This window comes from Xanthomonas sp. LMC-A-07, assembly GCF_030208825.1.
GTDB lineage: Bacteria > Pseudomonadota > Gammaproteobacteria > Xanthomonadales > Xanthomonadaceae > Xanthomonas > Xanthomonas campestris.
This window is the reverse complement of sequence record NZ_JARVTF010000029.1, coordinates 1-10,914: the sequence shown is the minus strand read 5'-3', so window position 1 is coordinate 10,914 and position 10,914 is coordinate 1. Positions and strand designations below refer to the sequence as shown.

Below are 10,914 nucleotides of genomic sequence, written 5' to 3'. Positions count from 1 at the left end.
GCGCCGCCCCTGCGGGGTTTGCCCCGAATGGCCTGCCGCTGCGGTATGGGGCCCCGGAGAAGCTGAAAGCCAAAGCCAAAGCCAAAGCCAAAGCGAAGGCGAAGGCGAAGCAACAAGCACAAGCAACAAACGGCAAGCGGCAAGCGGCAAGCGGCAAGCGGAGCCGATGGTTGAGCAGTGCAGCGTTGCCGTGCGGAAACTCAGTCACTAGGACCGTGCTACCACGCGCAACGCGCGCCCACCCCTACGACGCGTTAAAGCTCGCCGCCAGCGTGCCCACCACCAACACCCACCCATCCACCAGGATGAACAACAAGATCTTGAACGGTGCCGAGATCAACATCGGCGACAGCATCATCATGCCCATCGACATCAACACGCTGGCGACCACCAGATCGATGATCACGAACGGAATGAAGATCAGAAACCCGATCTCGAATGCCGTCTTCAGCTCGCTGGTCACAAACGACGCCACCAGCACCGGGAACGGCACCGCGTCCGGGCCGGCGTACTTGCCGTCGCCGGCCATGCCCGCGAAGGTCATCAGGTCGGTCTCGCGGATCTGCGCCAGCATGAAGGCGCGCAGCGGCTGGGTGGTCAGCGTCCAGGCGGTGGAGAAATCGATCTGGTTGTTGAGGTACGGCTGCAGGCCGGCGCCCCACATCTTTTGCCACACCGGCATCATCACCAGCGCGGTCAGGAACATCGCCAGCCCCAGCAGTACCTGGTTGGAGGGGGTCTGGCCGGTGCCCAGCGCCTGGCGCAACAGGCCCAGCACGATGGTGATGCGGGTGAAGGCGGTGAGCACCAGCAGCATCGACGGCAGCAGCGTGATCGCCGTCATCAGCAGCAGTGTCTGCAGCGGCAGGCTCACCGGTTGGTCGCCGATGCGGCCAACGCTGACGTTGGGCAAGGTGGGGACCTGATTGCCGGTGGCCGGCGCCGCCGGTGCGGCGGCAGGCGCGGCGGCCTGGGCCATGGCCGGCAGGGCCGCGGGCGTGGCGCTGGCCAGCAGCGGGCAGCTCATCACCAGCAGGATCAACACCAGGCGCACACTGCGCCCCCAGCGATTCCAACGACTGAACATGTCACGGGTCCTTGCGCAGCTTCTGTGCGAGCAGCTGGGCGAAATTGGGAAGTTGCTTGAAATTGGGCAGGGTGGGTGCAGGCGTGGGCGGCAGTGGTTCGGCCAGGGTGTGCAAGGTGCTGATGCCGCCGGCGGTCACGCCCAGCAGCAATTGCTGGCCGTTGACCTCCACCACCACCACGCGTTCCTTGGCACCCACCGCCAGGCTGGTGACCACCCGCAAGCCCTCGGTGCTGCGGAATCCGCTGCCGGGCATGCGCTTGAGCAACCAGCCCAGGCCGACGATCAGCGCGAGCACCAACAGCAATGCAAAGACCGCGCCAAACAGGCCGGGTGAAGAGGGCGCCTGCGCGCCGACCTGGGTGGCCTTGGCCGCGGCGGGCGCGGCAATGGCCAGCAGGCCGATCACCGCAGCCTCCGGATCCGTTCGCTGGGGCTGACCACGTCGGTCAGGCGGATGCCGAAGCGGTCGTTGATCACCACCACTTCGCCATGCGCGATCAAGGTGCCGTTGACGTACACGTCCAGCGGCTCGCCGGCGCCACGTTCCAGTTCCACCACCGAGCCCTGGTTGAGCTGCAGCAGATTGCGGATCGGAATGCGCGCGCGGCCGACTTCCAGCGACAGGGTGACCGGCACGTCCAGGATGACGTCCAGGTTGAGGTCGGTGGCGTTCTGGTCGTGCTCGGCGTGCAGGCTTTCGAAGGTGGCGGGCGCGGCGTCGAGGATGTCGGAGTTGATCATTTGCTGGAGTCCTGGGAGGGAACGGCGCGTGGGGCTTGCACGCCGGGCGGGCGTACGGCGGTGATCTTGACGGCGTTGTTGCCGTTGGAAACGCCGAATTCACCGGTAAACAAAGGGATTTCTTCCACGCACAGCGGCACCTGGGCGGGCAGATCGATCGGCAGGATGTCGCCGATCTTCAGGCCGGTAAGCTGGCGCAGGCTCATGCGCTTGCTGGCCAGCACGCTGGAGAGGGTGACCTCGGCGGTGTCCAGCTGCTCGCGCAGCATCACGTTCCACGAATCGTCGCGGTCGTTGCGGTCGCTCTGGATGCCGGCGTCGAGCAGTTCGCGGATCGGCTCCAGCATCGAGTACGGCAGGGTGATGTGGATTTCGCCGCCGCCACCTTCCAGTTCTACGTGGAAGCGGCACACCACCACGTATTCGCGCGGGGTGACGATGTTGGCGAAGTGCGGGTTGATCTCCGAGTTGATGTACTCGAAGTCCACATCCATCACCGGCGCCCAGGCTTCCTTCAGATCGGCAAAGGTCTGCTTGAGCATCAGCTGGATCACGCGCATCTCGGTGGCGGTGAATTCGCGGCCTTCGATGCGGGTGTGGAAGCGGCCGTCGCCACCGAAGAAGTTGTCCACCACGGTGAACACCAGGGTGGGTTCGAACACGATCAGCCCGGTGCCGCGCAGCGGCTTGAAGCGGATCAGGTTGAGGTTGGTGGGCACGTACAACGAGTGCATGTACTCGTTGAACTTGACCAGGTCGATGCCGCGCACCGACAGGTCCGCCGAGCGCCGGATCAGGTTGAACAGGCCGATGCGCCACAGCCGCGCGAAGCGCTCGTTGACCATCTCCAGGGTCGGCATGCGCCCACGGATGATGCGGTCCTGGCTGGACAGGTCGTACTGGCGCGCTTCGCCGGGTAAGGGCTCCGGCTCGGTGTTGACCGCGCCCGAATCGACGCCATGCAGCAGGGCATCGATTTCGTCCTGGGAAAGCAGATCACTGACGCTCATGGGGACGGTGCCTTACTGGGTAACGAAACTGGTGAACAGCAGTTCTTCGACGCACTTCTTGCCGGTCTCGCTGGTCATGACCTTCTGCGCTTCGGCCAGCGCGGATTTCTGCAGCTTCTGCTTGCCGGGCAGGTCGGCCACATCGGCGGCCTTGACCTGCGACAGCAGCATCAGCAGATGCGCGCGGATGGCCGGGGCGTTTTCAGTAATGAGCTTGAGTTCTTCCGGGTCACGGGTGACCAGCTGCACTTCGACCTGCAGGTACTGCGGGCCGTCGCCGGGGTCGGCCAGGTTGACCACGATCGCCGGGTCCATCGGGAAGTACTGCGCCGGCTTGGGCACTTCGGCAACCTTGGGCGCGGCGTGCTTGCCGTCTTTCTCTTCGCCCTTGTGGCCGAGGAAGAACCAGGCGCCGCCGCCGGCAGCCGCCAGCACAACGACACCGATGGCGATCAGCAGGATGGGCTTCTTGCCGCCCTTCTTCTTCTCGTCTTTCTCTTCGGTCTTTTCGGGTTTCTTCGCGGCTGCCACGGTGTGCTCCAGGGGAATGCTCACCCAGTGGATGCAATCAGCGTGCCAAAACCGCGCCGGTTTCCTGGCGCCCGTCTTCCGCATGCACCAAAACCCCCGCAGCCTTTGCGCTGCGGGGGTATGGAGGGCACCGCGGGCGGGGGCGTGCCCGCGGTGCGCGACGCGATCGGGCCCATGGGCCCGTGGGAATCAGGCGTAAGCGTCCAGCAATCCACGCTGGCGCAGCACCACCGACGGAATTCCGACGGGCGGGCTGTCTTCCAGGCTCAGGCCGTTGCCATCGGTGCCGGCACCGTTGCGATTGCCGGACGGGTTCTGCTGTTGCTGGCTCACATCGGCCTGGCCCAGCTGGAAGCCCTGCTGGCCGAGCATGTCGCGCAGGCGCGGCAGGCTCTGCTCCAGCGCCTGGCGTACATCGGCGTTGGCGGCGGTGAAGCTGGCATTGACCTTGTCGCCTTCCAGATGCAGGCGCACCTCGACCGGGCCCATCTCGTTCGGGGTGACCTTGATGTGGGCGTGGCCGATCTTCTGGTCGGCCAGCCAGCTGAGCCGGGCGCCGATGGCATCGTCGAAGGTGTCGCTGCCCATTTCCGGGGTCGGGGTGGGCGAGGCACTGAACACGGCCGGGGCGTCCTGCAGGCGGTTCAACGCGGAGGCAGTGGTGGTCGGCAGCACGAAGGCCGGCGCATCCGGCGCATCGGTCTTGAGGTCGTCGGCCGAGCTGTCCAGTGCGGCGGTGGCCAGGCTCATCAGCCCGGCGGCCTGCGGCTCGCCGCTGAGCGCCGTGGCTGCGGCGGGTTTGGCGGTGGCCGCCGCCGGTGCCAGCGCGCCCAACGCGGGCAGGGCGCTGGCGGCCGTGGCGGTGGTGGCCGGTGCGGCTGCATCGGTGGGCAGGATGGGCGTGGCGGTGGTCGCCGTGGTGGCAGCGCTCATGCTGGCCGCCAGTGCTGCGGCCGCTGCAGCCAGGGCATCGCCGCCCGGTACCGCTGCCGCCAGCAGGCTCATGCCGAACCCGCCCAGGCCCGCCGGCGGCCAGGCGGCGTCGGGGGTGGCAGTCACCTCCGTGGGTTCTTCGTTGCCGTCTGCACCGGCCGGCTTGGCCTTAGCGGTGTCAGTGGCTGCGCTGGTGTCCTTGGCCGCCGGCTCCTTGGTGGACTGCTTGGCGGATTGGGCAGATTTACCATCGCCGTCCTGCGCACGCGGGCGCGCAGTGGCATCGCCCGGCGCGTCCTCGTTGTTGTCGTCGTCGCTGCGTTGCTTGTCGGCGGGCGGCTTGGGCGCGGCCTGCTTGGCCGGCACGCGCTCGGGCGCCTGCGGCGGGGCCTGGTTGGGCGTGTTGGCCGGGTTGAGCATGCGCGCGAACTGGTCCTGCCCCGGGTCCTGCTCGGAGGAGGGATCGCTGTAGCTGGATTTCTTGCCGGTGCTGGCGAGTGCGCCAAGGCCGGCCGCAAAGGCGGACAGGGGGTTCATGCGGATTCTCCGGTGGCGTCTTCGCTGCGGGCCAGGCGTACGCGGCGTGCGCCCAGGTCGTCCATCTCACGTTGGTCGCGGCGTTCGATCACCTTGTTCTCCTGTGCGCGGTAGCTGGCAGCCAATTGCTCCAGCACCTGTTTTTCGCGGCTGGCCAGCAGCAGGCGGGTGCGTTCGGCTTCCACCTTGGCGCGGTTGCTTTCCACGGTCTGGGCCTGCTGCAGCACGGCGCTGTCGAGCCGGTCCAGGAAGGCGCGGCGGTTGCTCAGCGCCACCGCGCTGGTGCCCGACATCTGGCTGCTGGCGTATTCCTCGGCGTAGCGGCGCAGTTCTTCCAGACGCGACTGGTGCGTGTCCAGGGCGCGCTGACGCTCGGCCAGGTCGCGGGCGACCTTGTCTTCCTGTTCCTGCGCGCGCCGCAGCAGCGGGTCGATTCGTTTGGACTGCATCATCGGTTAGTTCTCTGGTTCCACCAGCCGCTGCAGCGCGGACAGGCTGTCGGTCAGATCGGACGCCTTGTGCACGTCCTGGCCAAGGAAGTCGACAATTTCCGGCCAGCGCGCCAGCGCTTCGTCGGTGGCCGGGTCGCTGCCGCGCTGGTAGGCGCCGATGGCGATCAGGTCGCGGTTGGCGGTGTAGGCAGACAGCAGGCGCTTGAGCTTGCGGATGCGCAGGCGCCAGGTGTCGTCGGCGATGTCCTGCACCACGCGGCTGACCGAGGATTCCAGGTCGATGGCCGGGTACAGGCCGCTGTCGGCAACCCGGCGCGAGAGCAGGATGTGGCCGTCGAGAATGGCGCGCGCGGCGTCGGCGATCGGGTCCTGCGGGTCGTCGCCTTCGGTCAGCACGGTGTAGAAGGCGGTGATCGAGCCGCGGCCCTTGGCGCCGTTGCCGGCACGTTCCACCAGCGCCGGCAATTTGGCGAACACCGACGGCGGGTAGCCGCGGGTGGTGGGCGGCTCGCCGACCGACAGGCCGATCTCGCGCTGGGCCTGCGCAAAACGGGTCAGCGAATCCATCAGCAGCAGCACGTTAAGGCCTTGGTCGCGGAACCATTCGGCGATTGCGGTGGCGCGGTAGGCGCCGTGCAGGCGGGCCAGCGGCGGGCGGTCGGCCGGGGCGGCCACGACCACGGCACGGCGCAGGCCTTCCTCGCCCAGGGTGGTTTCGACGAAATCGCGCACTTCGCGGCCACGTTCGCCGATCAGCCCCACCACGATGACGTCGGCGGAGGTGAAGCGGGTCATCATGCCGAGCAGCGTCGATTTACCGACGCCGGAGCCGGCGAACAGGCCCACGCGCTGGCCGCGGCCGATCGGTAGCATCGCGTTGATGGCGCGCACGCCCACGTCCAGTGAAGTGGTGATGGGTTCGCGCGCCAGCGGGTTGATCGACACGCCGGCCATGCCCACGCTGCCTTCGGCGCGGATCGGGCCCTTGCCGTCCAGCGGGGTGCCGTCGCTGTCGATGACGCGGCCGAGCAGGCCTTCGCCCACTTCCACGCCGCCGCGGCGCCGCGAGGGCACCACGCGGGCGTTGGGCAGCAGGCCGTGCAGTTCGGCGCTGGGCATCAGATAGGTGCGTTCGCCGGAAAAACCGACCACTTCGGCGTCGACCCAGCCGCCATCGACTTCCACCTTGCAGGTGGCGCCCATCGGCGCTTCGCAGCCGGTGGCTTCCAGGGTCAGGCCCACCGCGCGGCGCAGGATGCCTTCGCGGATCAGGGTGCGGCCGGCGGCCGGGTCCAGGCCCAGCCCGCCCAGACGGGTGGCCAGGCGCAGATTGCGTGCATCCAGCCAATCGGCCGGGGTGGCTCCCAACAAGGCGCTCACAGGCCTGCTCCGGATTTACGCATGACGGTTTCCAATGCGGCCCGCAGGCGCGCGTCCAGGGTGCCGTCCACGCGGACGCTTTCGGCATGCACGCGCAAGTCGCCGCGGCTCAGGGTCAGGTCCGGGGCCACCCGGGTAGTGCTGCTGGTGGCCAGGTGCGGCAGCAGGGCGGTGATGTCGTCCGGATGCAGACGCACCTCGACCTCACGGCCGGCGCTGCCAACCGCATCGATGGCTTCCTGTACCAGGTCGGCCAGCAGCTGCGGCTCGGCCTGGTAGGCGCGCCCGACCAGCGAGCCGGCAATGCGCACGGCCAGCTCGCCGAGCGCGCCGACCACTTCGTTTTCCAGACGTGCCAGTGGGCGGGTGAAGTTGTCCAGGATGCCGTCGATCTGCGCGGTCAGGCGGCGCACTTCCGACTGGCCCTGGGCAAAACCCTCGGCATGGCCGCGGGCGAAGCCTTCCTGCTGGGCGGCGTCCTCGATGGCCTGGATCTCCTCCAGGGTCGGCGGGCGCAGCACCGGCTCGTACACCGCCGGTTCGTCGAATTCGGCTTCCGGCAGTGCCGGCGCCATGTGCAGGTCGGGGGCGAGCCAGCGGGTGACCACGTCGCTCATACCATCGCCTCCGCACCGGCGCCGCCGAGGCTGATGGCACCTTCGTCAGCCAGGCGGCGGACGATGGTGAGGATTTCCTTCTGCGCCGCTTCCACGTCGGCCAGGCGTACCGGGCCGCGCGCTTCCATGTCTTCGAGCAGGATCTCGGCGGCGCGCTGGGACATGTTGCGGGTGATCTTTTCGCGCACCTTGACGTCGGCGCCGCGCAGGGCCAGGCCCAGGCGCTCGCCGGAGACTTCGCGCAGCAGCGTCTGCAGGCCGCGGTCGTCCAGGTCCACCAGGTTGTCGAACACGAACATCAGGTCCTGGATCTTGCTGGCCAGGTCGGCGTCGATCTTGCCGATCTCGCCCAGCACGCCCTGTTCGGGGCCGGTGTCCAGGAAGTTGAGGATGTTGGCAGCCACCTTGATGCCGCCCACGTTGGACGACTTCAGGTTCTGGTTGCCGGCAAATTGGCGCTCCATGATGTCGTTGAGCTCGCTCAGCGCATTGGGCGGGATGCCGTCCAGGGTGGCGATGCGCAGCAGCACGTCGGCGCGGGTGCGCTCGGGCAGCAGCTTCAATGCTTCGGCGGCCTGGTCGCTATCCAGGTGTGCCATGACGATGGCGATGATCTGCGGGTGTTCGTTACGCACCAGGTCGGCGACCGCGCGCGGGTCCATCCACTTCAGGGTGTCCAGGCCGGTGGTGTTGCGGCCCAGCAGGATGCGGTCGATCAGGCCGCCGGCCTTGTCGGCGCCCAGCGCCTGGATCAGCACGTTGCGGATGTAGTCGTCGGCGCCCACGCCCAGCGAGGTCTTGCCGGCCAGTTCGCCGTTGAAGTCGTCCATCACCTTTTCGACCTGGTCGCGCGAGATGCCGCTCATGGTGGCCATGGCGATGCCGATCTTCTGCACTTCCTTGGGGTCCATGTGCTTGAGCACCTCGGCCGCGTCGGTTTCCCCAAGCGACAGCAACAGCACCGCGGCACGCTGCACTCCGGACATCGATTGTGTATCAGGCTTCACTGGCGACCCATCCCTTCACGACTTGTGCAACACGTTTTGAATCGGCTTTGACGGCTTCACGGGCCAGGCGCACCCGTTCTTCGTAGGCATCCGGCAGGGCGATCGGGAGCTTCTTGTCCTGGCCGATCTGCGCGGTGTCTTCTTCCAGGCGGGGCATCAGGTCGTCGTCTTCATCGACCATCCGCACGTCGGCGCTTTGCGGGGTGCCGTCGTTGCCGCCTTTCTTGTGCTTTTCCTTGACCGCAGCGGTGCCGGTCAATTGACGCAGGGTGGGGCGCACCACGCCGAACAGCAGCGCCAGCACCACCACCGCACCGACCAGCAGGCGCAGACCGTTCTGCACGCGCGGGTCTTCCCACCACTTCGGACCTTCCTCGCCCGCCACCGCTTCACGCACGAACGGGGCATTCATCACCGAAACCGTGTCGCCACGTGCCGCGTCGAACCCCACCGCCTGCTTGACCAGGCCTTCGATACGGGTGAGCTCGGCCGCGGTCAGCGGTTGCTCGACGATCTTGCCCTTGGCACCCGGGCGCGGGACGTTGTCCAGCAGCACCGCCACCGACACCCGCTTGATGCGGCCCGCCGGCTGACGGGTGTGTTGCAAGGTTCGGTCCAATTCGTAGTTACGGGTGGCGCTCTTGGAACTTTCGGTCGGCGCGGCCGGGGCGGCGGCCTGGCCAGCGGCCGGAGCGCCCGGTGCACCGGCGGTGGCATTGGCGGCCGGGGCAGGCGGCTGGCCGGGGCTGTTGCTGGTGGCGCCCGGAGGACCCTGCGGGCCGGTGGCGCTGGTGCTGCTGTCGCTGACCTGCTCGCTGCGCAGCTTGGCCGGCTCGCCGTTGTAAAGCTCGCGCGCTTCTTCGACCACCGAGAAATCCATGTCCACGCTGACTTCCGGGTTGACCCGGCCGGCGCCGGTCATCGGCTCCAGCAGCTCGCGGATGCGCTGGTTGTAGGAGCTTTCCTGGCGGCGCACCTGCTCGAACTGGGCGGCGTGCTGGGCGGCGTCGCTGTTGGGGTCGGCAATGGAGAGCATGCGGCCGCTCTGGTCGACCACGGTGACGCGCTCGGGTGTCATGTCCGGAATGCTGGACGCCACAAGATTGACGATGGCGTCGACCTGGTTACGCTCCAGGCCCTGGCCGCCGCGCAGCTCCAGCACCACCGAGGCGCTGGCCACGTCGCGCTGGCGGGTGAACGCGCTGGGCTTGGGAATGGCTAGGTGCACGCGGGCCTCGCGCACCGGGCGCAAGGTACCGATGGTGCGCGAGAGTTCGGTTTCCAGCGCATGCTGGTAGCGGGCGTTTTCCACGAACTGGCTGACGCCAAAGCCCGGGTCCTTTTCCATCAGCTCAAAGCCACCGCCGGTCTGCTGACCGGTCAGGCCGGAGCCGGCCAGCTTCAGGCGCGCGTCGTACAGGCGGTCCTGCGGCACGGAGATGGCGCCGGTGGACTGGTCGATCTTGAACGGGATCTGCGCGGTACGCAGCAGGTCGGCCGCTTCGGCGTTGCCTTTATCGTCCAGGCCGGTATACAGCGCCTGGTAGCCGGGCTTCTGCGACCAGAAGAACACCGCCAGACCGGCAGCCACCGCCAGGGCGATCATCGCCATCATGGTCAGCTTGCGGGTGATCTGCATGCTGCGGATGCGGTCGAACCACTGTCCCGCCTTTTCGGCGTTCTGGTTCATGGAATCTTTGGTGATCGCGAGGGCCATGTGTCGTCAACCTTTACAGCGGCATGTTCATGACGTCCTGATAAGCCTGGACGAGACGGTTGCGGACTTCCACGGTGGCGCGGAAGGCCACCTGGGACTGCTGGGAGGCGACCATCACCCGTGCCAGATCGGCACTGGGGTCGCCCATTTCGAACGCCTTGGCCAGCGCGCCGGACTTCTGCTGGGCCTCGTTCACGCCGCCGATGGCGCCGCGTAAGGTCTCGCTGAAGCTCGGTGCCTGTGTGGCCGGCGTGCCTTGCGCGCCAGCCAGTCCCTGGATCTGATTTCCGCGCGCAGCGTCGGCCACCTGACCCATCGGGCCTTGGCCCATCTGTGTCTGGTAGCTGCGGATCTGCGAAAGAATCGAGGTAACGGAGTCGCTCATGGGTGCGGTCAGCCAGGGAGGCATCCACACCGATGCAAGCGGCGTGCCGAAACAGCGGCGGGTTTCTGGCGCCGGGGCGGGGAGGGTGTCCGTAGTTGGGCTGAGTGTGATCCGCGGGCGCAACTTTCTCTGCGCTAGCGAGGCGGGTACCTACTGTTGAGTCGGGTGCTTCTTTAGCCGGGCCTTGTCGACAGGGCGCGCGTTTGTTCAGCCGGTTTGTCCAGCAAGACGCGCGCCTGTCTAGCGAAGAGCGGCTGATCTGTGGCTCGGCTGAAGGGTCCTCGTCCGCCCACCATCGGGGCGCACGCTGCAAGTACGGTAGTGCGGATAAATCAGGTGTGTGGCGGCTGGTCTGCTGCTTGGCTGCAGGGCCCTTGCCCGCCCACCATCGGGGTGCACGTTGCAAGTACGTAGTGCGGTTAGATCAAGTGTGGAGCAGCTGGTCTGCTGCTTGGCTGTAGGGCCCTTGCCCGCCCACCATCGCGGGACACGCTGCAAGTACGTCCTTGTAAGC

Annotated in this window: 12 protein-coding genes; all 12 read right to left on the bottom strand. The window is 67.4% G+C overall.

What is annotated here, in order from left to right; all coding sequences use genetic code 11:
- Positions 1-244 precede the first annotated feature (244 nt).
- A complete protein-coding gene (gene fliP, locus QRM89_RS21120; protein WP_076036903.1) occupies positions 245-1,087 on the bottom strand; it encodes a flagellar type III secretion system pore protein FliP in 843 nt (280 codons plus the stop codon).
- Between the two features lies 1 nt (position 1,088).
- Positions 1,089-1,496: a flagellar biosynthetic protein FliO gene (fliO, locus tag QRM89_RS21115; protein WP_012438337.1), complete on the bottom strand. Its 408-nt coding sequence runs from the start codon at positions 1,494-1,496 to the stop codon at positions 1,089-1,091.
- The gene (gene fliN, locus QRM89_RS21110; RefSeq protein WP_014507674.1) at positions 1,493-1,831 is read right to left on the bottom strand and encodes a flagellar motor switch protein FliN; all 339 of its coding nucleotides are present in this window, start codon (positions 1,829-1,831) and stop codon (positions 1,493-1,495) included. Before fliN ends, fliO begins: the two co-directional genes overlap by 4 nt.
- Complete coding sequence (fliM, locus tag QRM89_RS21105) at positions 1,828-2,841, bottom strand: flagellar motor switch protein FliM (RefSeq protein WP_011037085.1); 1,014 nt, start codon at positions 2,839-2,841, stop codon at positions 1,828-1,830. The genes fliN and fliM overlap by 4 nt, the downstream gene beginning before the upstream one ends.
- A gap of 12 nt (positions 2,842-2,853) precedes the next feature.
- Positions 2,854-3,396 carry a flagellar basal body-associated FliL family protein gene (locus QRM89_RS21100; RefSeq protein ID WP_016945280.1) on the bottom strand — a complete coding sequence of 181 codons (543 nt, stop codon included), beginning with the start codon at positions 3,394-3,396 and terminating at the stop codon, positions 2,854-2,856.
- A gap of 165 nt (positions 3,397-3,561) precedes the next feature.
- Entirely contained in the window at positions 3,562-4,842 is a 1,281-nt protein-coding gene (locus QRM89_RS21095) for a flagellar hook-length control protein FliK (protein WP_115540244.1), read from the bottom strand.
- Complete coding sequence (gene fliJ / locus QRM89_RS21090) at positions 4,839-5,294, bottom strand: flagellar export protein FliJ (protein ID WP_011037088.1); 456 nt, start codon at positions 5,292-5,294, stop codon at positions 4,839-4,841. Before fliJ ends, QRM89_RS21095 begins: the two co-directional genes overlap by 4 nt.
- 3 nt (positions 5,295-5,297) lie before the next feature.
- Entirely contained in the window at positions 5,298-6,674 is a 1,377-nt protein-coding gene (gene fliI, locus QRM89_RS21085) for a flagellar protein export ATPase FliI (protein WP_012438339.1), read from the bottom strand.
- A complete protein-coding gene (locus tag QRM89_RS21080; protein WP_285449087.1) occupies positions 6,671-7,291 on the bottom strand; it encodes a FliH/SctL family protein in 621 nt (206 codons plus the stop codon). The genes fliI and QRM89_RS21080 overlap by 4 nt, the downstream gene beginning before the upstream one ends.
- Positions 7,288-8,277, bottom strand: a complete 990-nt coding sequence (gene fliG, locus QRM89_RS21075) for a flagellar motor switch protein FliG (RefSeq protein ID WP_011037091.1) — start codon at positions 8,275-8,277, stop codon at positions 7,288-7,290. Before fliG ends, QRM89_RS21080 begins: the two co-directional genes overlap by 4 nt.
- 10 nt (positions 8,278-8,287) lie before the next feature.
- On the bottom strand, positions 8,288-10,015 hold the full coding sequence (gene fliF / locus QRM89_RS21070) for a flagellar basal-body MS-ring/collar protein FliF (RefSeq protein ID WP_057672507.1): 1,728 nt from the start codon (positions 10,013-10,015) through the stop codon (positions 8,288-8,290).
- A gap of 13 nt (positions 10,016-10,028) precedes the next feature.
- Positions 10,029-10,400, bottom strand: a complete 372-nt coding sequence (fliE, locus tag QRM89_RS21065) for a flagellar hook-basal body complex protein FliE (RefSeq protein ID WP_014507679.1) — start codon at positions 10,398-10,400, stop codon at positions 10,029-10,031.
- Positions 10,401-10,914: the final 514 nt, after the last annotated feature.

Excerpts from the sequence above, each read along its gene's own strand:
- fliG (WP_011037091.1), bottom strand. The coding sequence starts at position 8,277 with ATGTCCGGAGTGCAGCGTGCCGCGGTGCTGTTGCTGTCGCTTGGGGAA.
- fliF (WP_057672507.1), bottom strand. The coding sequence starts at position 10,015 with ATGGCCCTCGCGATCACCAAAGATTCCATGAACCAGAACGCCGAAAAG.
- fliM (WP_011037085.1), bottom strand. The coding sequence starts at position 2,841 with ATGAGCGTCAGTGATCTGCTTTCCCAGGACGAAATCGATGCCCTGCTG.
- fliN (WP_014507674.1), bottom strand. The coding sequence starts at position 1,831 with ATGATCAACTCCGACATCCTCGACGCCGCGCCCGCCACCTTCGAAAGC.
- QRM89_RS21080 (WP_285449087.1), bottom strand. The coding sequence starts at position 7,291 with ATGAGCGACGTGGTCACCCGCTGGCTCGCCCCCGACCTGCACATGGCG.
- fliJ (WP_011037088.1), bottom strand. The coding sequence starts at position 5,294 with ATGATGCAGTCCAAACGAATCGACCCGCTGCTGCGGCGCGCGCAGGAA.
- fliP (WP_076036903.1), bottom strand. The coding sequence starts at position 1,087 with ATGTTCAGTCGTTGGAATCGCTGGGGGCGCAGTGTGCGCCTGGTGTTG.
- fliE (WP_014507679.1), bottom strand. The coding sequence starts at position 10,400 with ATGAGCGACTCCGTTACCTCGATTCTTTCGCAGATCCGCAGCTACCAG.
- QRM89_RS21095 (WP_115540244.1), bottom strand. The coding sequence starts at position 4,842 with ATGAACCCCCTGTCCGCCTTTGCGGCCGGCCTTGGCGCACTCGCCAGC.